Source organism: Neobacillus sp. KR4-4 (assembly GCF_042136325.1).
Lineage (GTDB): Bacteria > Bacillota > Bacilli > Bacillales > Cytobacillaceae > Neobacillus.
Window position 1 is genome coordinate 26,728 of sequence record NZ_JBHHJU010000024.1, and the last position, 24,623, is coordinate 51,350.

The 24,623-nt window shown below is 37.6% G+C and carries 21 protein-coding genes and 1 riboswitch; of the genes, 17 read left to right on the forward strand and 4 right to left on the reverse strand.

Annotation, left to right across the window (positions count from 1 at the left end; translation table 11 throughout):
* Positions 1-51: 51 nt before the first annotated feature.
* The 3 genes from narI (at position 52) to ACE198_RS20580 (ending at position 2,953) form a co-directional block, all read left to right on the forward strand.
* Positions 52-741: a respiratory nitrate reductase subunit gamma gene (gene narI / locus ACE198_RS20570; protein WP_375376860.1), complete on the forward strand. Its 690-nt coding sequence runs from the start codon at positions 52-54 to the stop codon at positions 739-741.
* Positions 742-921: 180 nt separating this feature from the next.
* Positions 922-1,905, forward strand: coding sequence for a proline dehydrogenase family protein (locus ACE198_RS20575; RefSeq protein ID WP_375376861.1), 984 nt, complete (start codon positions 922-924; stop codon positions 1,903-1,905).
* Between the two features lie 220 nt (positions 1,906-2,125).
* Positions 2,126-2,953, forward strand: a complete 828-nt coding sequence (locus ACE198_RS20580) for a dienelactone hydrolase family protein (protein ID WP_375376862.1) — start codon at positions 2,126-2,128, stop codon at positions 2,951-2,953.
* 158 nt (positions 2,954-3,111) lie between these two features.
* On the opposite strand, the gene ACE198_RS20585 is transcribed toward ACE198_RS20580, so the two are convergent.
* Positions 3,112-3,540 carry a hypothetical protein gene (locus tag ACE198_RS20585; protein ID WP_375376863.1) on the reverse strand — a complete coding sequence of 143 codons (429 nt, stop codon included), beginning with the start codon at positions 3,538-3,540 and terminating at the stop codon, positions 3,112-3,114.
* A 239-nt stretch (positions 3,541-3,779) separates the two neighbouring features.
* Here ACE198_RS20585 and ACE198_RS20590 point away from each other — a divergent pair, with 239 nt between their 5' ends.
* Together ACE198_RS20590 and ACE198_RS20595 are read left to right on the forward strand one after the other, a co-directional pair.
* Complete coding sequence (locus tag ACE198_RS20590; protein WP_375376864.1) at positions 3,780-4,940, forward strand: SH3 domain-containing protein; 1,161 nt, start codon at positions 3,780-3,782, stop codon at positions 4,938-4,940.
* Between the two features lie 145 nt (positions 4,941-5,085).
* Positions 5,086-7,275, forward strand: a complete 2,190-nt coding sequence (locus ACE198_RS20595; RefSeq protein WP_375376865.1) for a SpoIID/LytB domain-containing protein — start codon at positions 5,086-5,088, stop codon at positions 7,273-7,275.
* 74 nt (positions 7,276-7,349) lie between these two features.
* Here ACE198_RS20595 and ACE198_RS20600 read toward each other — a convergent pair whose 3' ends face one another.
* Complete coding sequence (locus ACE198_RS20600; protein ID WP_375376866.1) at positions 7,350-7,874, reverse strand: methylated-DNA--[protein]-cysteine S-methyltransferase; 525 nt, start codon at positions 7,872-7,874, stop codon at positions 7,350-7,352.
* 309 nt (positions 7,875-8,183) lie between these two features.
* Between ACE198_RS20600 and ACE198_RS20605 the strand changes: the two genes are divergently transcribed.
* The 4 genes from ACE198_RS20605 to ACE198_RS20620 all read left to right on the forward strand — a co-directional run bounded on the left by ACE198_RS20605 (position 8,184) and on the right by ACE198_RS20620 (position 13,204).
* Entirely contained in the window at positions 8,184-9,008 is an 825-nt protein-coding gene (locus tag ACE198_RS20605; protein WP_375376867.1) for a formate/nitrite transporter family protein, read from the forward strand.
* A gap of 186 nt (positions 9,009-9,194) precedes the next feature.
* A complete protein-coding gene (locus tag ACE198_RS20610; protein WP_375376868.1) occupies positions 9,195-10,193 on the forward strand; it encodes a VanW family protein in 999 nt (332 codons plus the stop codon).
* Between the two features lie 54 nt (positions 10,194-10,247).
* Positions 10,248-11,285, forward strand: coding sequence for an alpha/beta hydrolase (locus ACE198_RS20615; protein ID WP_375376869.1), 1,038 nt, complete (start codon positions 10,248-10,250; stop codon positions 11,283-11,285).
* 164 nt (positions 11,286-11,449) lie between these two features.
* On the forward strand, positions 11,450-13,204 hold the full coding sequence (locus tag ACE198_RS20620; protein WP_375376870.1) for a bifunctional metallophosphatase/5'-nucleotidase: 1,755 nt from the start codon (positions 11,450-11,452) through the stop codon (positions 13,202-13,204).
* A 54-nt stretch (positions 13,205-13,258) separates the two neighbouring features.
* On the opposite strand, the gene ACE198_RS20625 is transcribed toward ACE198_RS20620, so the two are convergent.
* Positions 13,259-14,941 carry an MFS transporter gene (locus tag ACE198_RS20625; protein WP_375376871.1) on the reverse strand — a complete coding sequence of 561 codons (1,683 nt, stop codon included), beginning with the start codon at positions 14,939-14,941 and terminating at the stop codon, positions 13,259-13,261.
* 166 nt (positions 14,942-15,107) lie between these two features.
* A riboswitch (cobalamin riboswitch) is annotated at positions 15,108-15,307 on the forward strand.
* 134 nt (positions 15,308-15,441) lie between these two features.
* Here ACE198_RS20625 and ACE198_RS20630 point away from each other — a divergent pair.
* The 7 genes from ACE198_RS20630 (at position 15,442) to ACE198_RS20660 (ending at position 21,873) form a co-directional block, all read left to right on the forward strand.
* On the forward strand, positions 15,442-17,733 hold the full coding sequence (locus ACE198_RS20630; RefSeq protein ID WP_375376872.1) for a ribonucleoside-diphosphate reductase subunit alpha: 2,292 nt from the start codon (positions 15,442-15,444) through the stop codon (positions 17,731-17,733).
* 33 nt (positions 17,734-17,766) lie between these two features.
* Positions 17,767-18,813 carry a ribonucleotide-diphosphate reductase subunit beta gene (locus tag ACE198_RS20635; RefSeq protein ID WP_375376873.1) on the forward strand — a complete coding sequence of 349 codons (1,047 nt, stop codon included), beginning with the start codon at positions 17,767-17,769 and terminating at the stop codon, positions 18,811-18,813.
* A complete protein-coding gene (locus tag ACE198_RS20640) occupies positions 18,810-19,262 on the forward strand; it encodes a flavodoxin domain-containing protein (protein WP_375376874.1) in 453 nt (150 codons plus the stop codon). Before ACE198_RS20635 ends, ACE198_RS20640 begins: the two co-directional genes overlap by 4 nt.
* A 273-nt stretch (positions 19,263-19,535) precedes the next feature.
* Positions 19,536-20,012: a PaaI family thioesterase gene (locus ACE198_RS20645; RefSeq protein ID WP_375376875.1), complete on the forward strand. Its 477-nt coding sequence runs from the start codon at positions 19,536-19,538 to the stop codon at positions 20,010-20,012.
* A gap of 250 nt (positions 20,013-20,262) precedes the next feature.
* The gene (locus ACE198_RS20650; RefSeq protein ID WP_375376876.1) at positions 20,263-20,643 is read left to right on the forward strand and encodes a CidA/LrgA family protein; all 381 of its coding nucleotides are present in this window, start codon (positions 20,263-20,265) and stop codon (positions 20,641-20,643) included.
* Positions 20,624-21,316 (forward strand): LrgB family protein, encoded by a 693-nt coding sequence (locus ACE198_RS20655; RefSeq protein WP_375376877.1) that lies wholly within the window; start codon positions 20,624-20,626, stop codon positions 21,314-21,316. The genes ACE198_RS20650 and ACE198_RS20655 overlap by 20 nt, the downstream gene beginning before the upstream one ends.
* A 143-nt stretch (positions 21,317-21,459) precedes the next feature.
* Positions 21,460-21,873: a hypothetical protein gene (locus ACE198_RS20660; protein WP_375376878.1), complete on the forward strand. Its 414-nt coding sequence runs from the start codon at positions 21,460-21,462 to the stop codon at positions 21,871-21,873.
* A gap of 8 nt (positions 21,874-21,881) precedes the next feature.
* Here the strand turns inward: ACE198_RS20660 and ACE198_RS20665 are convergent, their stop codons facing one another.
* A complete protein-coding gene (locus ACE198_RS20665) occupies positions 21,882-22,802 on the reverse strand; it encodes a TetR/AcrR family transcriptional regulator (protein WP_375376879.1) in 921 nt (306 codons plus the stop codon).
* A gap of 184 nt (positions 22,803-22,986) precedes the next feature.
* On the opposite strand from ACE198_RS20665, the gene ACE198_RS20670 reads away from it, so the two are divergent.
* The gene (locus ACE198_RS20670) at positions 22,987-24,528 is read left to right on the forward strand and encodes a DHA2 family efflux MFS transporter permease subunit (RefSeq protein ID WP_375376880.1); all 1,542 of its coding nucleotides are present in this window, start codon (positions 22,987-22,989) and stop codon (positions 24,526-24,528) included.
* Positions 24,529-24,623 lie beyond the last annotated feature (95 nt).

Consider the following 24,623-nt stretch of genomic DNA (forward strand, 5'->3'; position numbering starts at 1 on the left):
TTAGGCGGGTAATTCAGTTGCTTCTAAGTTAGTCTACGAAGGAGGTTGGAAATGGAATTCAGTTTTTGGTGGACGATTTTTCCATATATATGCGGTGCCATTCTCATTGTTGGGACATTCTATCGCTTTATTTTTCGAGGGAAAAGCTGGTATGCCCCTTCAACAGAGATTTTTGAAAAAAAATGGCTGCGAATCGGTTCAGTCCTTTTCCATTATGGGATTATTTTTGCCTTTATTGGGCATATAATGGGTGTCTTAATTCCAATTGGGTTCTATGAAGCCATAGGAGTTAATGAACATCTCTATCATTTTGGTGCCATTGCAGGCGGTGGGGTTGCAGGACTTATGGTTGTCATCGGCTTAGTGGTCATGATTATTCGAAAGTTTTCTTTTCCAAAGGTACGTGTTCATACGACATTTGGAGATTATTTCACGATAGTGCTATTACTCATCATCGCGGCCATTGGTACCTATATGACACTCATTTATAGTTACACCGTGGTAGCCTACGAGTATCGATTAACCATTGGCCCATGGTTTCGGAGTTTATTCACCTTTCAGCCGCTCTCAGAGCTTATGCTGGGGATACCTACCATATTCAAGGTCCATGTAATATTATCATTCATACTGTTCGCATCCATACCGTTTACACAACTCGTCCATATGTTTAGTTTTCCAGCACGCTATCCAACTCGTGCTCCGCAGCAATACCGATCACGCGATGGGTACGATAAAAGCTAATATGGTGCCTGACACCAAAAGAATCGTATGAAAAAACAGCCTTTGGGCTGTTTTTTGTGCGACCGGCAGGACGCTGCATTATCTTTCTACTAAAGCATTTAAGTTCGAAAATTCGCAAAATAAATATTAATGAAAGCGTATGCTATAATGAGGGAAAAACAACAGCAAGGGGTAATCGCTATGTTGAAAGACATTTTTATGGGCTTATCACAAAATCAATTTTTAAATAGTACAGCTAAAAAATATGGCTTAAAACTAGGGGCACAAAGTGTCGTAGCCGGTACCAATATACCTGAAGTAATCCAAAGTATTAAAGAATTGAATGCACATGGCATTTCATGTACAGTTGATAACTTAGGAGAATTTGTTTTTAAAGAAGAAGAGGCGACTCAAGCAAAAGAACATATTCTTAACGTCATCGATGCGATTCATGAGCATAAAGTGGATGCACATATCTCCTTAAAACCAACGCAAGTAGGATTAGATATTGATTATCAATTTTGTTTAAATAATGTAAGAGAAATCGTTGATAAAGCACATCAATTTGATATTTTTGTCAATATTGATATGGAGGACTTCAAACACCTTGAACCAACCTTTAATTTATTGGACGATCTATCGTTAGAGTATAATAATGTCGGGACTGTAATTCAATCCTATTTTCACAATGCACAAGAATACCTTGAAAGATATCAAAATTTCCGTATTCGTCTTGTAAAAGGTGCTTATAAAGAATCAGCAGAAATCGCCTATCAAGATAAGAAAGATATTGATGCCAACTTTATTAAGATTGCCGAATGGCATTTGTTACATGGGAAATTCACTTCGATTGCAACACATGATCATCGAATCATCCAGCATGTGAAGGAATTTGTAAAGAAGCACGATATTCCGAATGACAAATTTGAGTTCCAAATGCTTTATGGGTTTAGAAAAGACATGCAGTTGCAACTGGCAAAGGAAGGCTATAACTTCTGTACGTACGTTCCTTTTGGAAATGATTGGTACGGTTATTTCATGAGACGTCTTGCCGAACGGCCTCAAAACTTAAACCTTGTCGCAAAGCAAATCTTTAACAAAAAAACAAATACTGTGATCGGTGTTGCCGCAGGAGCGTTTTTATTAGGAAGATTGACTAAGGCAGATAAGAAAAAACGTCGCTAATATATTAAAGCGCCTACAAAACTTTATATAAAACCCTAAACCTTCCTTCTAATCGAATGGAAGGTTTTTTTATAGTAGGCCACTCTAAAATAATGCCTATTAATGACTGCTTTTTTATATTCTATTTCTCTTTTATTTATTTTTGGATACTTAATATGGTAAATTATGTAGGAAGTAGTATGCTTTATCTATACAAAAAATCAAAACAGTGAGGTGTAATATGCCGATACAATCAGAATGGCAATATTTAAATGGATCAAACGGAAAGGTACGAGCCTATATTTCTTCAATTGAGCCTGTAAATGAACCACGGCCAACCGTGCTCGTAATCCAAGAAATCTGGGGAGTAGATGCTCACATTCAAAATGTTGTCGAACGGTTTGCAGCTGCTGGATACGTTGCCATTGCACCAGATTTGTTTGCTGATCAAGGTATTCGATCAGAAGAACTAAGTGAGGAAAGGATTGTTGAAGCGAAAAGCTTTTTACATTCCATTCCACATACATCTTGGTTTAATCCTTCTGAACGTGAGAATGCTATCCTGCAGCAGCCACAAGAAAAACAAGTGACACTGCGCACCACGTTAAATACTCTGTTTGGGAAGTTAGATCCAAGTAAATCTGAGAATTTCATCCGCATTTTAAAAGATTCGGCTGACTATGCACGAAATACACTGCCAAAGACAAAAGGAATGCCTGTTACATCTGTTGGCTTCTGTTTAGGTGGCGCTCTTTCCGCAGTTCTAGCAGCACAGGATCCTAACCATGCGGGATCGATAGTGTTTTACGGACGTCCACCCCGTCAAAATATTGCTAATATCGAATGTCCAGTTCTCGGATTCTATGGTGGGGAAGACGAGAATATTACAAACTTAATTCCTGATTTCGCTGAAGAAATGAAGAAGCATGAGAAATCATTTGAGGCTATTGTATATCCTTATGCCCAACACGCTTTTTACAATGATACAAATCCTACTTATCATCCAAAGTATGCAAGGGATGCATTTGCAAGGACGTTGACCTTTTTGAATAGAGTAACAAATAGTTAGTCAGACCGATTAATTAAACGCAATTTCTGACATTTTGTCAAAACGTAAAATGCACTGTCCATACTCTGGATGGTGCTTTTAATTTCGATTGGACCACTTGATCCAAAGAAAAAAAGGCGCCTAGCCTTTGTTAGTTAAATTATTAACTAACAAAGGTGTCAGGCACCTGGCTTAACTGCGTTATATGAAAAATTGCTGTCATCCCATTGGAAAATTCCTTCTTGGAGTTTAATTGTTGCATCAAAGGGGCGGTTAATCGGCAAATCATCTTCTTGGTGTGTTTCATCAATTATTTTATCATATTGTTGATTAAGGAGTTGCTTCTTTAGACGAAGCATATCTAGTTTTGAAGCAACACGAAGGATTTTATCAAGCGTTAACTTCTTTTCACTAATCCCATGGCTGTTGCAAATGCTCGTCTGAAAGCTCTTATTGTACTGAAGCATCATATGCAAATCATTAATACACGCTACGCCAAATACCTCTTTAATTACGTCCTCATAGCGCAGCTGGGTGCCAGTTGCGAATTTAGTAATATTCTTCTCAGGATTTTCTAAGAAATAAACTGTTTCGATAAAATCTTCCATGAAAACACCCTTTCTGTTTTTCCAAAACGGTCAAGTGAAATATCAGTATCTTTTTTAATTGTAACATATTTTTAGGGGGTTTGCTGATTTAACTCGAAATATGTAGATGTTTGTCGGAAGAAATAAGAAAAAAGATAGGTATGGGTATTTTTTCCTTGTAAAATTATAGATTATTATGTGAATTTTGATATAATAATATAGTCATATTTAATCAGGAAAATAATTTAATAGGAGGAAAAATGAAATTTTTAATTAAAATTTTTATTTATATCATGATATTAGCACTAGTTTTTCCGTTAATTAATCCTAGTGATAAAGTGCTAGCTTCAACGTGTAAAGGGTTGACGCCTTTAACAGATCCTGTTGCACTTAGAATGGATCAGGGGGAAATGGTGATTTGGGAGAATGTTCATCCCAATCTGCTTTCGGCCAAGATAATTTATGAAAAATTGTTGAAAGCCAAAGGCTGGAAGATCCAATATAAATCCGTCTATCGTCCCTATCAATATCAAAAGCACTTTTATGAAATTGTAAATGGGGTTTCGTCAAAGTGTATACGGTCGGAACGCAGCAAGCATGAACTGGGGACAATGGTTGCTAAGCCTAGCACAAAAGCACCACATCTAAGAGGAATTGCTTTTGATGCCATAATTTTTGATAAAAAAGGAAAGCAGTTAAATGGCTTACACTTCGTAAGTGCATCTCTCAAAAAAATAGCAAAGCAAGCGGGTCTAAAGTTTATTAGTGAAAGCAGGGATGGTGTCCATCATGAACTAATTACTACCACCGTGCCGAAGGTTACTGCGAAGGTTCCGTCACCTGTACAAAATACATATCTAGTAAAAGGAAAGATTACATACAAATCTGGACTTGATGTAAAAAACTTCCCATATAATGCGGCACCTAAAATAGGAAAAGTACAATTAAAAGAAAATATTGAAATCGCCGCAAAATCTGGTGATTGGTATAAAATAAAATATGGGAAAGGGTATGGATGGATAAAGAGCGGAACTAAAAACCTCTCCCTAATTCCTCTTATGCCGATCATATCAAATCTAAAGATTAAATATGATGTGAATTTATATGACAAGCCTACCATTTCGATGAAAAAAACGAGAACAATCGTTCCGCAAACAGTAAAGGTTATGAAAAAAAGCAAAAATGGATGGTACTTAATTAATACAACTTTAGGAGCGAAATGGATTTATATTAATCCGAAACCAGTGAAATACCTCCAAATTAACAAGGCGGTAAAACTTTATAGCAAGCCGTCTGTATCCGCGAAGTCAAGCGGAAAAATCACTCCTCGAAAAGTTAAGGTTTTTGTTGATAGAGGAGACGGCTGGTATCAAATTTCTACCAGTTCCGGTCCTAAATGGATTCAAATTACTGCTCGGTAATAGTACTCACCAGTTTTGGTGAGTTTTTTTATTTTTTACAAAACTATGGGACTTATGACTTACCAATATTATCATGTTGTTTATTAATAGATTCATAAAGTATGCTATTATATGAACTTCATATTTTTATGAATGGAGAATGATATTGAAAAAATTGTTTGCAGGCTTTTTGGCCTTTTTAATAGTATGTAACATGATAAAATTAGGTGGTGTCTCAGCCGAAAACATAGAACCCAAGATTAAAGTGAAATTGGTTAATAATCTCGGAAATAAAGCAGAGTTAACGGTCAAACCATCAGGTGTTTATTATGTCGAGAATTCAACCGTACGATTAACTTCTGGAAAGTCTTATCTATTACAATATAAGAATAATAACATAACGATACTAGATGGGACCACACCGTTATTTACCTCAGATAACGTTAAAATCAAACCTGCCAAAGAAACCGATTATTTATCGATTAATAATCGGAATTATTTAGGTTCATTTCAATTTGTCCCTGAAAATTCAAAGTATGTTCGTCCGATTAACGAGATTTACATGGAAGATTACCTAAAAGGTGTTGTCCCTTCTGAAATGTATGCCAGTTGGAACCGTGAAGCATTAAAAACGCAAGCGATAGCGGCAAGAACCTATGCGCTTACTTATAAATCAGTAACCATTGATGATACGATTAATTATCAAGTTTATGGTGGTTATACTTGGAATCCCAATAGTACAGCTGCAGTGGATGAAACAAAAGGGGAAGTCCTAAAGGCAAATGGCCGGCTAGTTAGTGCCGTTTTCTCTGCAAGTAATGGCGGGAAAACAGAATCAAATGCCAATGTCTGGGGTTCCTCGCCACTCTCATATTTAACGATTAAAGAAGATCCGTATGATGCAAAAACTGCTTGGAAATTCTCCATAAGTAAACAACAATTTAATCCCGCTAATTTGACATGGAGTCAAATGAAAGAAAAAGATACTACCATTATTAATATGATAAAAGCTTGGATGGCCACGCATGGCTATGCTGGAAAAGAAATTAAAATTACAGCTATACCTGTACTAAGCTTGCACACCCCAACATCTGGCGGTCGTGTTTCCAAGGGAAATATAACAGTTGAATTTTTAACAAAAGATAAAATTGACGAAAATGGCGCTTATATCCCGCAAAAATTAGAATATAAAAATGTAGCAGCCTCACAGATTCGTGCAATGGTCGGCAATCGGATGATGTTGAGTTATCTTGTTTCAAACATCGCGGATAAGGACGGAACCATTACAGTTTCCGGATTGGGTGACGGCCATGGTGTTGGATTAAGTCAATGGGGTGCACAGAATCGTGCCGAAGCAGGCCAAAAATACAATCAGATTCTTGCCTTTTATTACGATGGTGCATCCATTGTAAGAGAGTACGGCGACAGACCTGTGCCTGTTGTAGAAGCTCCAGCTGAACCAACCGAACAGAAAGCAGCAGATACCACAGAACAACCAGAACCATCAGAACAGAAAACTAGTACAACTGAAGAACTAGCGGCAGTTAAACCGGTTCAGGAAACGCCAAAGACTCCAGTTATAGACCAAACTGCTCCAACGATTAGTGAAGTCAAAGTAAATGTCGATCATTTGAAAAATAAAACATTTGTTAGCTTTAAGACGAACGAAAAGGCAAAAGTAACAGTTTATCTTAAGGACAGCAAAGGCAAGATTTTCACCTATTTATTAAAAGATGCACTAACAGGAGCAGGGACGATTACCAAAGAATATAACAGTTATTCTTTAGCTAACGGAAAATATTATGCAGGAATTATTGCCGTTGATTTGAGTAATAATCGATCTTCGACATTGCCATCTTTTGAGGTAAAAAAAGACAAGACCGCACCTAAATTCAGTGGCGTTAAAGCAAGCATAGATAACAAAAATAATAAAGCCCACATTACTTTTAAAACTAACGAAAACGCAAAGGTAACGTTGTATATTAAAAACAATTCCGGTAAAATCCTTAGCTACTTGAAAAAAGATATCCAAACAAAAGCAGGGACCATTAATCAGGAATACAATACAAAATCATTAGGTAATGGGAAATATTCGGTTGTAATATCTGCGACGGACACAAGTAAAAATCGTTCGAGCGTGACAACTAGTTTCGAAGTTAAAAAAGTTGTCAAAATGAAAACGGGAAAAGTGACTGTAACTCGACTGAATGTCCGCAGCTCAGCCTCCACTAAAGGCAAAGTGATTGGATCGTTAAAGAAAAATCAAACCGTAACGATAGTTTCCACAACAGGATCATGGTATAAAATCAAATATGGTAAAACGACAGGTTATGTATCAAAATCGTATTTAAAATAATATTTTTTGCCCTTGAATGTAACAGAATATTATATAAAAAGAATGGCTCGAAGATTACTTCCAGCCATTCTTTTTTATCCCTTCGCGTTCGAAGGCGCTTTTTCCAAATCCAACAGTTTTTCCTTCATCTCCAAACCGCCACGAAATCCAGTGAGTTTTCCGTTCTTTCCAATCACCCGATGGCAGGGAACCGTAATTAAGATTGGGTTGGCCCCGATGGCAGAGGCCACTGCACGAACTGACTTAGGTTTTTGAAGGATTTCTGCGATTTCCGAGTAAGTATGGGTAGACCCGTAAGGAATTTCATTTAATGCGTTCCAAACAGATTGTTGAAAAGGAGTTCCATAAAAATCGGTTGGAAAAGTAAACTTCGTCCTTTTTCCTTGAAAATATTCAGCGAATTGGTCAGCATATATGTGCATTCGTTGATCGTCTGGTTCCAATTGGTGCTGAGGGAACTTTTTCTGCACCCAGTCCCTTAATTCCTCAAAGCCCTTATGGTCTGATCCAACATAACAAAGTCCTTGGGTTGTTGCTGCAAGATACATTTCCCATGGGCCATGAACAAATAAACTCCAATAAATGATTTTTCTATCCATAATAAAGCCTCTTTTCTTTATTCAATTCTGTTCATTTGACGATATTCTGATGGTGTAAAGGTTGTTATTTTTTTAAAGTGTGGCGAAATGAGTTGGATTTATTATTCCTATCTCCATATCAGTATACCTCTATTAAAAGAGGGAAGTAAGTAATTTTGAGTATAAAAGCAAGAATACAAAGATAAATGTAAGCGCTAAAAAATAGTTAAAGAAATTTTCACAGGATTTTAGAAGAATTTGTTATAAAATAAATATGTTAAATATTTCACAATCTAAAAGAATCTAGTTTATTTAAAAGGAGTCCTTCTGATGGGGTACAGTAAACCCGAAAAAATTATGGAAATTACCATTGAGAATGGAGTGAAAAAGGCAAATTACCTGCTGCTACGAACATTGATCCTGGGTTTTGAGGCAGGAGCCTTTATTGCTTTAGGTTATTTACTCTTCATCCGTGTAACAGCAACTCTTACAGGAAATATAGAAGGATTAAGCAGCTTGATTGGTGCCTCTGTCTTTCCAATTGGTCTTGTCCTTACCTTGTTAGCTGGTGGAGAATTGTTAACTGGGAATATGATGGCAGTTCCAATAGCAAGGATGGCAAATAAAATTAGCACCAGGAAGGTTATTTATAATTGGTTCCTTGTAACGTTTAGTAACTTTGTCGGGGCCATATTTGTGGCTTACTTTTTTGGACATTTGGTTGGACTCACGGAAACAGGACCATTTTTGGAAAGAACGATTAGTATTGCTGACCATAAATTAGAAGCCACTTTTCTCCAAGCTTTCATTTCAGGGATCGGCTGTAATTGGCTCGTGGCTGCGGCTGTATGGCTTTCATATGGAGCAAATGATATGGTCGGAAAAATTACCGGTATTTGGTTTCCGACGATGGCTTTTGTCGCGATTGGTTTTCAACACGTGGTTGCTAATATGTTTGTGATTCCTGCGGCGATTTTTGCAGGCCATTTTACTTGGTTAGCCTATTTAGAGAATTTTATCCCTGTTTTTCTAGGAAATGCGGTGGGCGGATCAGTATTTATCGCAATGGCCTATTGGCATGCCTATAAGAAAAATGAACTTACTATAACTGAACCAAAAGTGATTCAGCCTATAATGAAAAGTAATATTAGATAAACAAGTATACAGAAAATTAAATAATTTCTTATGATAAATAGCTCCTAATTAATAGGGGCTTTTTTCATGTTTGAAAACACTTATTTATCATATTGACAGGTTATCGCGAATAAAATCGGAGAATGAATGGAATTCATTTGGAAGTTCAAAATCAAGCATGAAAATATTGGATAAGAGGTTGGGGAAATGAAAAAAAGCTCGTGGTTAATTGTAGTTTTAGTCAGTTGTAGTTTTTTAGGATTGGCCGGTTGTACAGAAAAATCAGTGAAAGAAAAAGCGGTTGAAGAAAAAGTTACAGAACCAAAGCAAAATTCGGTTCAAATACCTCAAGGAGAACCCCAAAAGGAAGAAGAACCAAAACCTATTACAGTTAATGTAATGGACCCCAATACGAAATCGATTATCAAAACCTTTCTTCCAGTCGACATGGGGTTTGGAACTAATAACGAAGCGTATAAAAAGGAACTAGAAAAGTGGGCAAAGGACTTGGCAAGAGGAACGGAAACTACCCCTGGCTATGACCAACGAATGGTCCTCGATAAGATCGATTCAAACGGTCAAATCATAAAAGGGAAACCAAGAGTTATTTTAGAAGAATCTGAGTTGGTTGAAAGGGTGTTAACTGCATCGGAAGCGGGAGGAGATGTGGAACTGCCTCTTTATGTGACCGAGAGCAGGTATAAGCCGGAAGATGTGAAGCATTTAGGGGAAGAAGTCGTTGCAACCTATACCACCAGATTTAACAGTGGGGTAGTGGGAAGGTCGAAAAATATCAAATTGTCAGCAGAGGCAATCCATAATGTTATTGTGGGAAGCGGCGATATTTTCTCTTTTAACACGACAGTTGGGCCAAGTGATGCCGAACATGGATATCAAAAAGCAAAGGAAATCGTGAATAAACAATTAGTCGATGGTATTGGCGGGGGGATTTGCCAGACTTCTTCCACTCTGTATAATTCAGTGGACCAATTAGGTGTTAGTTATATTGAAAAACATCACCATTCCTTGTCAGTAGGTTATGTCCCTGCGGGCAGAGATGCCACCGTCTCCTTTGGCGGCCCAGACTTCAAATTTCAAAATACGACAGGTGCACCTTTTATTATCCAATCCATCTACAAAAAAGGAGCCTTAACCATCGAAGTAAGAACATCAGCAGCCTTCCAAGCTCTGATCGCGAAACAATAACATGGTGCCTGACACCACGCGCATTTACTACATAAATAGAGGGGGGAGTGAATTATGGGGTTGTTTTCGAAGCGAGAGTTTACGATTGCTGATGAGGGAATTGACTTGGTTGACAAGATAAACTTGGGTGGAGTAGAGCATTCTGTTCTGATTCAGGGAAATGATGGAACGAAGCCTTTGTTGTTGTTTCTCCATGGCGGCCCCTGTATGCCGGTTCCGGGCGTTGTTTCAAGAGGTCAAGATTATGCTGTTTCTATTTCTACAAAGGAGCTTATTAAACATTTCGTGGTGGTGTTTTGGGACCAACGGGGGGCTGGAAAAACCTATCATAAAAATACACCTAAAGAGTCCTTTCGAGTTGAGCAATATATACAGGATTGTCATGACTTAATCGATATCTTAAGAAGTCGGTTTAAAAAAGAAAAGGTTTATTTAGCAGGCCATTCTTGGGGGACGATTATCGGTTTATCGATCGTATCCAGGTATCCAGAAAAACTTCACGCATATTTTGGCATATCGCAAATTATCAATTGGCAGGAGAATGATCAGATTTGTTTTGATTGGTTAAACGCTCAGGCCGAAAAAGCGAAAGATTGGAAAACACTGAAGAAATTAGAGGAATTAGGCCGCCCGCCATATTTGTTATTGAAACAATGGACAGATTTCCGCAGGCAACTGATAAAATATAATTCGATGGTTTATGAAAGTAAAACCGTGAAGCACCCAGGCATCCTTGGCAGCTTAAAGCTTTTCTTAAATAGTTCAGAATACTCCATGAAAGATATCTTCCATACACTTTATAGTTCCTACAAACTAACCTACACCCAAGCATTAGTGGATGATTTTGCACATGTTGATTTTAAAAGAACAAAAAGAATAGAAGTCCCTCTGGCCTTTTTACATGGGGCAAAAGATATTCATGTATACGGTAGACCAGTTGAGCAATTTTTTCAGGAACTTGATGCTCCGCTTGGCAAAGAATTGGTTTGGTATGAGAATTCTGGGCATATGTTTCACCCAAACGATACAAAGAAAATTGAAAAGTTTGTCATCAATTACGCAAATAAACTATCAGAATTGATGGTCGTTTAATGACATTAATACGATTTAAAAAGCCCACTATTTTGTCTTCAACAATGAAGTTGAAGCATAATAGTGGGCTTTTTCTAATTATGATATGTAGAGGTACATATTCCTTCCATTGAATACAAAAAATACCATGGTTCATTCATTAAATAGTGGGAGGATTTGCACGCATGGATTGGTTGAAAAAAGCATTTATTTCGTTAACTCTCGTAATTTTAATCGGGGGCTTTGGAAATCTAAGTGTGGCAGCTAGTAACCTTAAAGAATCAGAACACCAAGATCAAATGGTACGTCAATCCCAGTCTGTTGATGCTAGCAGACAAAAGCCAACAGAAGCAAAGAATCAAGGCTTATCAAAAGACTACCATGGGCATAAATCTAATCGTCCAGAAACGAAAAATCCTAAGAAAAAAGCGCCTGCAGCGAATAATCGATTCATTCCGATTCAATTGTTAGGAATTAATGATTTGCACGGACAATTAAATGTAACTCGGAATGTTAACGGAAAACCAGCTGGACGGGTAGATTATTTAGCCGCCTATTTAAAACAGCGTGAAGCAGAAAACAAAAATACACTGTTGATTCAAAACGGTGACATGGTTGGAGCTAGTCCGCCAGTTTCTGCCCTTTTACAGGATGAACCGACGATTGAAATCTTGAATAAACTTGGTTTTGATATCGGAACTGTTGGTAATCATGAATTTGATGAAGGGGTAATGGAACTGCTCCGCCTGATTAAGGGTGGATCACATCCGAAAACCGGCAAATTTGCCGGCTCAAATTTTCCTTGGATTGTTGCGAATGTAATCGATGAAAAAACAGGAAAAACAATCCTGCCGCCATACCAAGTGATCAAAGTAAATGGAATGCCGATTGGCTTTATTGGTGTTGTTACTACCGAGACGCCAACAGTAGTTATCCCAAGTGGAGTGGCCGGATTAAAGTTCACTGATGAAGTAGAAGCAATCAATCGGAATGTAGCGGAATTGAAAAAACAAGGTGTAAAATCAATCATTGTTTTAGCCCATAACCCAGGTACTTCCGGTCCAAATGGAGAGAATCCAACTGGGCAGCTGGTGGATATTGCCAATCGGGTTGACGATGAAGTGGATATTATTTTTGGCGGACATAATCACGCCCATATGAATGCAACGATCAATAATAAGTTAGTGGTTCAATCCTATTCCTATGGCACCGCGTTTTCAGATGTGGATATTGAGATTGATCCAAAAACAAAAGAGATAGTCTCAAAATCAGCAGAGATTGTCACCACGTTCCAGGAGGGGATGAAGCCCGATCCAGAGATTAAACAAATGATTGAGGGCTATGAAGCAAAAGTGGAACCCATCGTTAATCGGGTGATCGGCTCTACAGCTGAAAGTTTAACAGCTAAACAAAATGAGAATGGAGAGTCTGTCCTTGGGAGTTTCATTGCCGATGCACAAAGAAATGCGCTAAAAACGGAATTTGCCTTTATGAATCCTGGTGGAATTCGTGCTGACATAGATCCTGGCGAAATAACTTGGGGAGAAGTTTACACCGTTCAGCCCTTTAATAATGACCTTGTCAAAATGACGATGACCGGGCAGCAGATTCGTGACTTGCTTAAGCAGCAATGGAGTCCAACCAAGACAAACATGCTGCAAATTTCTGGTTTAACGTATTCTTGGGATGCGAATAAACCAATCGGACAAAGGATCGTGAGTATTAAGCTGCCAGATGGCACAGAAATCGATCCAAATAAATCTTATACTGTGACAGCGAATATTTTCCTCTCTGGGGGCGGGGACGGATTTACTGTATTTACCCAAGCTCAAAACAAAGAAGTCGGTCCTAATGACCTGGATGCGTTAGTCAACTTTATCTCAGCCCAGCCTAAACCGTTCACTTATCGCATTCAAAATCGTATTCAAAAGGTTCAGTAAAGAGAAATAGGGTGTCAGGCACCAATTGGTGCCTGACACCCTATTTTTGTTTCCCTATTGTAAGGCTTCGATTGCTAACTCTTTGGCAGGAAGGAAGTCTTCGCCTGTGTCGAGGTAGCGAATGTTAACTTTATCCCCTTCTTTAAGGTAGATAGCGAGTGGAGCCTTTTCGGAAGAAATGATAAAGTTTTGGCGGTTGTTTAATAAGAAGGAGACAATGGTGAAATCTCCGTTTTTCTCCTTATAGACTCTCATCACTGTACCGGTGATTTGTTTTTCTTGTGCTTTTGAACTTCCGTCTACCGTGCCTTTGCCCCTTTGTAAGGCGGTTTTATATTGCTTAAGGGCCTCATTGGGAGTGCTGGCGTATACGGAGATTTCTGGATTCGCTGCAGACACGATAAAGTAATTTTGCAGAAAACCATTTGAGTCTAATACAGGTGTTAACCAACTGGCTTCACCATAAAAATTGTAGAGAATCGGCATTTGGCCAAGCCATTTCTTTTCAATAAATTTCTTTTCAATGATTTGCAGAGCTCCTTGGGAATCCATATAAGATTGTTCGGGATTTCCGGTATAAAATGTTGCTTTTCCTGTCCGTGAGTTGGTCAGCGAGTACCCGAGCATGGAATCGACGCCTTCTTTCGGGCTAGTGAAATCTGTAAAATAGTACATCGTTCCATTTTCATCAAAGATGGGACTTACATTTGACTCCGTGCCTTCATCTGATGGAAGTTTCACGTCAGATTTACCGAAGACACTATTCCAAAATCCATGAACAAGATTCCCGTAGTAGCTGTTTTGCAAACTAACAGCTTCAGGTGAAACTGCGCCATCGATAAATTCCGGAACATCTGCTAATGGATAATCTTTCATTGCTCCATTCTTAGAATCGACAACGACCAGACCTTTAGCTGTAAAGCCATTGCGTGCGGAAATAAATTCCCCATAAGTACGGATGTAAAAGGGTTTTCCATTCTCGTCAATTTCTAGTTGAACATCGCCAAAGAAAATTTTCTTCGGATATTTCATACGAATATGCCGCTCAATATTTTTATTAAAATAAGAGGAAGGGGTAAATATCATTTCTGATTTGATGAATTTAGGATTCGCACTAGAATCCGTTGCACTTAAGGTAAAGTAACCAGGTGTACTGTTTCCTTTCCACCATTTAAAAAATCCGGAAAACTCCACAGGTGCAATATATACATAGTCATCGTTCAGCTTTTGAATTTGCAGGTTCCCAAGCTCATAATAGCTTGTGTTCGGAACTTGTCCAAACGCTTTTTTCATTTTATTGCGTGCAAACTGCGGTGGAACACTGGCAGGTGTTTCTTTCTCATCAAAAGTTTGAATTTCTACCTTTTCATCCATCTTGGCAACTTCATACTTTTGATCAGCATTAAAGATAAATGCGGTTAAGAAATAAATTCCAAGGCCTAGACTTGCAAGGAAGAGAATTCCTTTAACTATTCTTTCGGTGCCTTTGGCAAGAATGGCGCCAGCAGCGGTTAGTATAATAGCTAACGGCCATACCGAGGTGAAATTTCGATCAAAATTAGTAAAATAATAGAATACAAACACCGCTAGCATGAGAATCAAAACAAGTGCAATGAACAAGCCGATTTTGAGTTTTTTTCCCTCTTTTTTACTTTCTTTATCATGTTTAAAAATAGGGATTAGAACAAGTGCAGCAGCTATCCCAATAATCAATGTAAATAGAATAATGTTCCCCATAAAAATGCCTCTTTTCAATTTGGTCTTTCTTCATATACGGATATTCAATCAAATTAGTTTCATTTTAAAAAAATAATAGACTTGAAATATCATAAAGACTATACTATTATTAATAACATTGATTCACTACATATTGTTTTTATTTTTAAAAAAACAACTATATATTGTGTTAGCCTTAAGAGAAGATGCCCATTGTGGCTTAATAGGGAATCTGGTGTAAATCCAGAGCTGCCCCCGCAACTGTAAATGCTGACGAAATGAACAAACCACTGTATAAGATTGTCTAATCTATTAGGTACTTATATGGGAAGGGTTCAAAGTAGATAGAAGCATGAGTCAGGAGACCTGTCTTTCTTAAGATGTTTCAACTTCTTCGGGGATTGAGAAGATGAACGGTGGCGACAGGAGGCATGGATAGTTAATTATTTCCTTTTGTAATGTTATCGTTTCATCCGCTCAATTCCCGTTGAGCGGATTTTTTTATTATAGGGGGAAATGAAATGAAAATTGAGGAACTGCAATCTGAACATAATTACGTTTTAGAATCTATAGAACAAGTTTCAGATAAATATCAGATTAATACAATGGAACTTAGAAACAAACTAAGTCAACTTGATGTAACAGAGCTAGAAGCAAATCAACAAGCTCTAGTATATGCAGTGAATCAAATCGCAATGGACCAGCCGGATTGGACATTTGTCGCTTCCCGTTTATATCTGAATGAACTATATGGTAGGGCTGCCAAAAGTCGCGGATATGATCGTTCTCTAAAATATGGAGACTTTTATAACTTGATAAAGGATTTAACGGAAATAGGGATCTATTCTAATGATCTTTTAAACTTATATAGTAAGGATGAAATCGACCAGCTGGGGAAAGAGATAAAACCAGAACAAGATTTATTATTTAATTACATAGGGTTATTTTTACTTGCAGATCGCTATCTTGCTCAAGATTATAATCGAAATGCTTATGAGCTTCCCCAGGAACGGTTCATGATTATCGCGATGACCATCATGAGGAATGAAAAGCAGTCAATACGCCTGAATCTTGTGAAGGAAGCATATTGGGCATTAAGTCATTTATATATGACGGTTGCAACACCGACTCTAGCAAATGCGGGGAAAAGCTTTGGGCAGCTTTCTTCCTGCTTTATTGATACAGTAGATGACTCACTTGATGGCATTTATTTAAATAATTGGGATATTGCCCGGTTAAGTAAAGATGGCGGAGGAATTGGAATCTATTATGGTAAAGTTCGCGCCCTAGGTTCCGATATTAAGAGATTTAAAGGAAACTCATCTGGTGTGGTTCCGTGGATAAAATTGGTAAATGATACAGCTGTCAGTGTTGATCAGTTAGGTCAACGTCAAGGGGCCATTGCTGTGTACCTTGATTTGTTCCATAAAGATATCATGAACGGGTTTCTTGACTTGAAAACAAATAATGGGGATGAACGCCGTAAAGCCCATGATATTTTCACAGGTGTTTCCATACCAGACCTCTTTATGAAAAAGTTGGAAGTGAAAGATGAGCACGGTAGAAGTATTGGACAGTGGCATACATTTTGTCCTCATCAAGTAAAACAAATGATGGGCTGGAAGGATGAACAGGGGAATCCGCTTGGACTAGAGGACTTTTATGATGAAACAGATGTTAAATATTTTACCGAAAAATATGAAGAGGCCGCAGCTAACCCGCTTCTACCTCGCAAAACTTACCGTGCCATGGATATCATGACACGGATCATGGTTGCTCAATTAGAGACAGGCACCCCGTACATGTTTTATCGTGATGAAGTAAACAGACAAAATCCAAATAAGCATGTATTGGGTAAAGGTCGAACATCCATTTTTTGCAGTAATCTTTGTACAGAAATAGCTCAAAATATGTCCGCTACAACGATTGTGAACGAATACCAGAATACTGATGGCGATATCGTGATTATTCGGAAACCAGGAGATTTCGTTGTTTGCAATTTATCTTCTATTAATCTAGCAAAAGCAGTACCGGCGAATGTCTTAGAACGTCTCATTCGTATTCAGGTAAGAATGCTCGATAACGTGATTGATTTAAATACCATAACGGTTGGACAGGCGCAGATTACGAATAAAAAGTACAGAGCAATTGGGCTAGGGACGTTTGGCTGGCACCACTTATTAGCACTAAAAGGGATGTACTGGGAATCCGATGAGGCGGTAAATTATGCAGATCGTTTGTATGAGGAAATTGCGTTCCATACTATCAGTTCGTCAATGGAGCTGGCTAAGGAGAAGGGGGCTTATAGCCAGTTTAGTGGTTCTGAATGGCATACTGGAGAGTATTTTGAACGGAAAGGTTACCAATCAAATAGGTGGAATCAGCTGAAGAGGGATCTTTCAATTCACGGGATCCGGAATGGTTGGTTGATGGCGATTGCACCCAACTCCTCAACGGCGAAAATAGGAGGTTCCACAGATGGAATCGATCCCATCTATTCAGTTGAATTTGCAGAGGAAAAGAAGAACTTTAAATTTAAAGTGACTGCACCTGATTTAAATCATAGAACATACGAATATTATCGTCGTTCGAGACATGAATTAGATCAAATATGGAGCATTAAACAGAATGCCGCACGAGGTCGCCATATTGACCAAGGTATTAGCTTTAACCTCTATGTAAGGCACGATATAAAGGCAAAAGACTTGCTAAACCTTCATATGGAAGCTTGGAAGCAAGGTTTAAAGACCACTTATTATGTCAGAAGCACTTCCCAAACTGAAATTGAAGAATGTGAGGCATGCCACAGTTAACTACTATTAACATCGATCGGAGGAAATATTTATATGGATATTCACATACCACTGCCTAGAATTAAATTGCTAAACCCTGATTTTCCTAATAAATCCACTGGAATTATTAACGGACAATCATCTGGATTGCTCAACTGGAATGATATTGCTTACCCGCAGATCTACGATTTATATCAAACATTGTTATCAAATTTTTGGAAAGCACAAGAAATTAATATGCAAGATGATATTAAACAGTGGGATCTTCTTAGTGCAACAGAACAAGATGTTTTCTTACGAATTAATACACAACTTGCTTCATTAGATAGCCTGCAAACACCTACCATGTTTCAAGTGATGGACTATGTGACGGATTCTAGTTTTAAAGCAATCTTTGCGGTGATCGCTCAGCAGGAAGCGGTGCATAATGAATCCTATTCCTACATATTAAGTTCTCTTGTACCAATCCATGAACAAAAAGAAAGGTTCAATCAAGCAAAAAATGATCCCCTTGTCCGAAAAAGAAACGACATGATCTTAGATGCTTATGAAAGTTTCAGAAAGAATCCAACACCTCAAAATTTATTTCAACTTGGAGTGAATTCTATAAATCTTGAGGGTATCTATTTTTATGCTGGTTTTGCTTTTTTCTATCACCTTGCCCGTCAGCAAAAAATGCTTAAGACCAGTACGATGATTAGTTATATACAACGAGATGAAATGCAGCATGCATATTTTATGGCACAGTTTCTCCGGATACTCTTATCAGAAAACCCGGAGTTGTATACTGAAGCGAATATGGATTATGTGTATAAATCGGTAGAACAAGCAGTCCAGCTGGAAAAGGAATGGGCCCATGTCATTTTGAAGGATATAGAAGGTATTAACTTGGACGAATATGAAAAATATACCGAATATCTTGCCAATAAGCGGCTCCGGCAGCTTGGATTACAGAACTTATTTAAAGAGAGAGATAACCCGATGCCGTGGATCCATGTTTTCAGTGATGAAATGATGAATGAAACAAAATCCGATTTCTTTGAGCAGAAGTCGAGGACCTATGCAAAGGTTACACAATCCAACGGTTTCGATGAATTATGAAAGTTGCTATCATATATTCTTCTAAAACAGGAAATACAGAAGAAGTTGTTCATTTAATTTGGAAGTTATTTTTAGTAGAACAGATTGATGTCACTCTTTATCGGATAGAAGAATTTCAAATTAGAGACCTAATCAACTACGAGGCCGTTGTGATTGGAACCTATACCTGGGGAAATGGGGAAATTCCTCAAGAAATGATGGAATTATATCGTGCCTTTGAAACAATGAAGGTGAAAAGACTCCTAACGGGAATCGTAGGCACAGGAGATAGTGGCTATCCGAAGTTTTGCGGCGCTGTTGATGAATTTAGAGATATGTTGTACGTTCACACCAAATTTATTGTCACCCTTAAGATTGAGGTGAATTTACAAATGAAGGACATCGATCGGTGCCGAAAGTTTGTTGGGATTTTCATGGATCAGTTAAACCAGAAGCAAACCATTGGGTAGTCATTTAAGTTGTTTGAATAGTTTTAAATGAGTTTGAAGACCTCTTGTAACACAAGGGGTCTTTCTATAAACCTTATTGATATGACTGCTCTATTCCTTCTATTAAAAATTAAACATACTTTACTACTTTCCGGATTAATTTTAGGACTGTTGGTGTCAGGCACCATGTGAAAATAGTTCATATTTCAAATTTTTAGTTAATTGGTTGACCTAATAATTTTTTCAGTGCTATTATGTGAATGAAAGCGTTTTCTTTTAAGGGGGAGAAGTTTAATGGAAGATAAGGTTGTAAACGCAATTCAAGATGAGTATCCGGATGATTTTGCCTGGTGTTATGGCTGTGGTCGATTGAACGAAGAGGGACATCATTTTCGGACTGGCTGGCAGGGTGATCAGACTGTAACTATTTTTACACCAGAAAAAGAACATTTAGCGCTTCCTGGTTTTGTTTATGGCGGCATTGTTGCCTCATTAATAGATTGTCATGGAACAGGGTCTGCTTCATTGGCACTCCATCGTAAAAATGGACATGAAGCGGGTGATGGTACAGAGCCCCCAAGATTCGTGACGGCTTCACTAAATGTGAACTTTCTCAAGCCCACTCCACATGGGATTCCTTTAAAAGCAATCGGCAGTGTCCATGAAATACATCCTAAAAAGTTTAAGGTTGAGACAGAAGTGTATGCGAATGATATTCTCTGTGCTCGTGGCGAGGTCGTCGCTGTAGTCATGCCTAAAACCTTTCTTTAATAGTTAGTCAAATATTTAGTTTTTAGCCGATTCCTACTACGTGGAATCGGTTTTTTATTAATCATCGAGAACACGGAAGTAAAAGGAAGTTTATCTAACAACAATTAAATCGCTTTAATAAAATTCATGTTAGAAATTATTCCATGTATACAGAAAAACTCAAATAGTTGTGTAATACTGACGTTAGAGAAATTAATTGTGAACCCATAAAAAAAAATGGGTGGTTAAATTTAAAACAGGGGGGAGCCGAATGGTTCGGACTATTGCTCAGTTTCTCACAATATTGGTTATATATTTAACTGGAACAAGGATCGTTACTTGGCTTGAACTTCCTGTCCCTGGAAGTATTGTTGGAATGGTACTTTTATTTATTGCATTGGTGTCGGGTTTATGTAAGCTCCAATGGGTCGAAACAGCAGCCCAGCTGCATATTAAACATATAACACTTTTATTTATTCCTTTCATAATAGGTGTATGGCATTTTGCAGGGATTTTTAGAGTTGAAGGAATCAAATTAGCTATCATCCTAGCAGCAAGCAGCTTGGTTGTTCTTCTTGTGACAGCTTTTATTGCTGAGTATTTAGAAACGAAAAGGAAATGGAGGAAACAAAATGGGAATAATAATCTCTAATATATTGTTGTGTACCGGCATAACTGTTATAAGTTATGCAGCAGGGAATAAGGTATTTAAAGCTTATAAAAAGCCATGGTTAAATCCGTTATATACGGTAACAGTGTTCATCATGTGTTTATTGACACTTTCTCATGTACAAGTGGCCCAATATTCATCTGGAACAGGATTATTCTCCCTTTTATTAGGAACTGCCACCGTGTCACTGGCAGTTCCCTTATATAAACATGTGAGAATTATTAAGAAAAATTTCCTGATTATTTTCTGGGCGGTCATGCCTGGTACATTGACGGGTGTAATTTCAATAATCTTGTTGACGAAGTTTTTGCACATGAATAAGGAAATAATGTTGTCTCTTATTCCAAAATCGGTCACTGCTCCAATTGCTTTATCAGTATCCCAGACATTAGGAGGGATTCCGTCACTGACGATTTTATTTGTCTGTATATCTGCGATATTTTCATTAATGATTGGTCCCTTTCTTTTAAATGTAACTCGGATTAGAAGTAGAATTGCTAAGGGGTTAGCGTTAGGAACATCTGCTCAAGCAATTGGTGCCAACCGTGCCTTTGAATGGGGAGAAATAGAGGGGGTCATGGGGAGTATTGCTATGATTACCTCTGCGTTGGTCATGTCTGTTATGATCCCCCTATTCTTACAACTTTACCTTTAAAAAATATCCTATTTTATCGGAAATTTTAATATTAGCCGTCCATCCTAAAAACTATTTTAACAAAAATGTAATATTTCTATCCGAAACCAAAATTATCCATCCTTCGTCAAATTATATAACGAGTTATATAGGGAGGCGAACGGGTGGAGTGGATTAGAAAAATTGCGATTACATTTGTGATCGTTTCGGTCATAGGATCTGTACTAGTTGTCAGTAGTTTTGGTTCTGCACTTTTTCAGGAGGGGAATCCCATCCCATTAATGATTTCTGCTATAAAGCTTCACTTATCTGATTCTGAATTTGAACTTTTCTCAAAAACTGAGAAACGAAGTAAATACTTATCAGAAAGTAACGGAAATAGCCATTATAATGTTGTAAAAAAATATATGAAATCAAAAGGGTGGAAGTTTCAAGAACAGATGGGATCAGGGCTTATATTTACAAAAAATGGTGAAGATGCAATCGTAGTTGTAAAACAATATTCGAGGAATTATTTTATTTGGGAAATTCAACAACGCTTTTCAAATAATAAAAGCCTTACATACATAAACCCCTAATCCTTAGATTAGGGGTTTATGTCTTCCGACTCACTAGAACTATAAAAAGCCTCAATCAGTTCATTAAGCTGCTCAAGTTCTTTTTTCCAAAGTGAAGCAGGATTCTGCTTTAAAGATAGAAGAGCACTTTGAATAAGAAACTTTCTTGGGGATCTTGTATGGATAATTTCTTCTTGTATAAAATCTAAAAGTTCATGGTATTTGTTTTGCTCACTTAAATCCTTAATACTCTTCGTTATTGACGCCCTTATTGTTAAGGCTAATTTCGTCAACTGGGTTAATATCTCATGATTGTTTTTTGGACAATCAGGGACCCATTTTTCTAAAGTTTTAGGTTCGATTAATTGGTCCCCTGATTCAGCCACTTCATCAACCATTTTAACCATTCGCGCGACGCAGTATCGGACCACACTACTTACTTTTTCACCCGATTCATGGGCCAATCGATTGTATTGAATATTATATTGGATTATTCCTTGAAACATAATCGCACAGTCTAAGAGGAATGGTTTTTTGTCTTCGCCGAAGATGTCGATAAACCGATTGTAATACCAACGAAGCGAATTTAAACGCGCCCGTTTGATGTATTGTTTGAGATCTGCGTCATTAGAGGCTAATACCTCCTCGTATAAGGCAAGTAATTTATTTTTCCTATTAGAAATCATTTGTAATTCCACTTGCTTAATGAAAATCTCAATACTAGAAGGGTTTTGTCCGATTAATAAATCATTCCGATCTTTTTCTAGTTTCTTATAAATTGTTTTATAAATAGCGATTAATAATTCGCTTTTAGACGAAAAATAATTATAAAATGTTCCTTTGGAAATCCCGCTATAGTCTAAAATATCTTGAATAGATGTTGCTTGAAATCCTTTTTCGATAAATAATTGATGAGCCATATTTACCACATGCAGTTTTCGGTCATTCATAAAATCACCACTTATTTCAAATTGTACTAATAGTATAAAAATATAGTACATTATTTAATACATGATTACAAACCCATAATTTTTCAGGTTTTTTTAATTGCAAAAGTTGAACTGAGCGTATATTATTATGTAAGTGTGAAACAGGGGTATAAAAATTTGAACATTTATTATAGGGGGAAATTTAATGGATCAAACCATAAAAAAGACTAGCAAACCACCGTACGGAATCCTTGCCGTGTTAATGGTTGGAGCTTTTATTGCTTTCTTAAATAACACATTACTTAATATAGCATTGCCTTCAATCATGAAGGATTTAGAGATTGAAGCAGCTACAGTTCAATGGCTGACAACTGGATTTATGTTAGTGAACGGAATTCTCATTCCTTTATCAGCCTACTTAATTCAAAAATTTTCTGTTCGCCAATTATTCTTAGCTGCAATGATTTTGTTTACAGCAGGAACCATTTTAGCAGGTTTTGCACATGCGTTTCCGTTATTATTAACGGGTCGTATGGTTCAGGCTTCAGGGTCAGCGATCATGATGCCATTGTTAATGAACGTTATGTTAACCAGTTTCCCAGTTGAAAAACGTGGAATGGCGATGGGGGTTTTTGGTTTAGTGTTAATGTTTGCTCCAGCCATTGGACCAACATTATCGGGCTGGATTATTGAACACTATGACTGGAGAATGCTCTTCCATTTTGTCACACCAATCGCGATTGTTGTTGTTTTACTTGGAGTTTTCTTACTTAAAGATAAGAAGGAGAAAGTCGATATCCGCTTGGATTTCCTATCTGTGGTGTTATCAAGTGTTGGATTCGGTGGAATTCTTTATGGATTTAGTAAAGCAGGTACAAAAGGATGGGATAGTCTTGAGGTCTACGGTACCCTCGCAATCGGTGTTATTTGTTTAGTAATATTTATCCTTCGTCAATTAAGTCAAGAACGACCACTTCTTAACTTCCGGATTTATAAATACCCAATGTTTGCTTTATCATCTGCTATTTCTATGATTGTTACGATGGCGTTGTTTTCAGGGATGATCCTCTTACCAATTTATGTCCAAACAATTCGAGGAATTTCTCCTTTAGATGCTGGTTTATTGTTACTGCCAGGTGCGATTTCAATGGCAATTATGATGCCAATAACAGGGAAATTATTCGATAAATTTGGTGGACGTACGTTAGCCATTATTGGTTTAGGGATTACTGTGGTAACAAGTTATATGTTTAGTAAATTAACACTTGAAACAACATATACTCATTTAATTATTTTATATACAATCCGTATGTTTGGGATGTCAATGGTTAACATGCCAGTGACAACGAACGGTTTGAACCAGTTACCAGCTCGCTTTTATCCACACGGTACAGCGATGAACAATACGATGTCTCAAGTATCTGGTGCGATTGGTACGGCATTGTTGGTCACAGTGATGACAAACCGTGCGAAATCTCATGCAACAGAATTGATTGCAGCAGCTAAAAAGGCAATGCCAGCAGATCCGTCAGTAAAAATTACAGAAGCAATGCAATTAAAAATGCAGCATGATATTCAAATGAAGGCCATGTTAGAGGGTATAAATGATGCATTCTTTGTTACAGTCTTCATCGCCGGTCTTGCATTGGTGCTAGCGTTATTTATAAAACGCGCGAAGCAAGCGGAAGATCCAGGGGATGTAAAACCTTCTACACAGAATGTAAAGGCTAAATTAGCGGAAAATTAATCATAAATAATGGGGGTGACTATAAAGTCACCTCTAATTTTTTGTTTCCTTTCATTTTATAGTAGAATAAGGAGAATAAGGAACTGTGAAAATAA

What these genes read in the sequence shown, in the direction of transcription:
- narI (WP_375376860.1), top strand. Translation starts at nt 52, where the DNA reads ATGGAATTCAGTTTTTGGTGGACGATTTTTCCATATATATGCGGTGCC.
- ACE198_RS20575 (WP_375376861.1), top strand. Translation starts at nt 922, where the DNA reads ATGTTGAAAGACATTTTTATGGGCTTATCACAAAATCAATTTTTAAAT.
- ACE198_RS20580 (WP_375376862.1), top strand. Translation starts at nt 2,126, where the DNA reads ATGCCGATACAATCAGAATGGCAATATTTAAATGGATCAAACGGAAAG.
- ACE198_RS20585 (WP_375376863.1), bottom strand. Translation starts at nt 3,540, where the DNA reads ATGGAAGATTTTATCGAAACAGTTTATTTCTTAGAAAATCCTGAGAAG.
- ACE198_RS20590 (WP_375376864.1), top strand. Translation starts at nt 3,780, where the DNA reads ATGAAATTTTTAATTAAAATTTTTATTTATATCATGATATTAGCACTA.
- ACE198_RS20600 (WP_375376866.1), bottom strand. Translation starts at nt 7,874, where the DNA reads ATGGATAGAAAAATCATTTATTGGAGTTTATTTGTTCATGGCCCATGG.
- ACE198_RS20605 (WP_375376867.1), top strand. Translation starts at nt 8,184, where the DNA reads ATGGGGTACAGTAAACCCGAAAAAATTATGGAAATTACCATTGAGAAT.
- ACE198_RS20610 (WP_375376868.1), top strand. Translation starts at nt 9,195, where the DNA reads ATGAAAAAAAGCTCGTGGTTAATTGTAGTTTTAGTCAGTTGTAGTTTT.
- ACE198_RS20615 (WP_375376869.1), top strand. Translation starts at nt 10,248, where the DNA reads ATGGGGTTGTTTTCGAAGCGAGAGTTTACGATTGCTGATGAGGGAATT.
- ACE198_RS20620 (WP_375376870.1), top strand. Translation starts at nt 11,450, where the DNA reads ATGGATTGGTTGAAAAAAGCATTTATTTCGTTAACTCTCGTAATTTTA.
- ACE198_RS20625 (WP_375376871.1), bottom strand. Translation starts at nt 14,941, where the DNA reads ATGGGGAACATTATTCTATTTACATTGATTATTGGGATAGCTGCTGCA.
- ACE198_RS20630 (WP_375376872.1), top strand. Translation starts at nt 15,442, where the DNA reads ATGAAAATTGAGGAACTGCAATCTGAACATAATTACGTTTTAGAATCT.
- ACE198_RS20635 (WP_375376873.1), top strand. Translation starts at nt 17,767, where the DNA reads ATGGATATTCACATACCACTGCCTAGAATTAAATTGCTAAACCCTGAT.
- ACE198_RS20640 (WP_375376874.1), top strand. Translation starts at nt 18,810, where the DNA reads ATGAAAGTTGCTATCATATATTCTTCTAAAACAGGAAATACAGAAGAA.
- ACE198_RS20645 (WP_375376875.1), top strand. Translation starts at nt 19,536, where the DNA reads ATGGAAGATAAGGTTGTAAACGCAATTCAAGATGAGTATCCGGATGAT.
- ACE198_RS20650 (WP_375376876.1), top strand. Translation starts at nt 20,263, where the DNA reads ATGGTTCGGACTATTGCTCAGTTTCTCACAATATTGGTTATATATTTA.
- ACE198_RS20655 (WP_375376877.1), top strand. Translation starts at nt 20,624, where the DNA reads ATGGGAATAATAATCTCTAATATATTGTTGTGTACCGGCATAACTGTT.
- ACE198_RS20665 (WP_375376879.1), bottom strand. Translation starts at nt 22,802, where the DNA reads ATGAATGACCGAAAACTGCATGTGGTAAATATGGCTCATCAATTATTT.
- ACE198_RS20670 (WP_375376880.1), top strand. Translation starts at nt 22,987, where the DNA reads ATGGATCAAACCATAAAAAAGACTAGCAAACCACCGTACGGAATCCTT.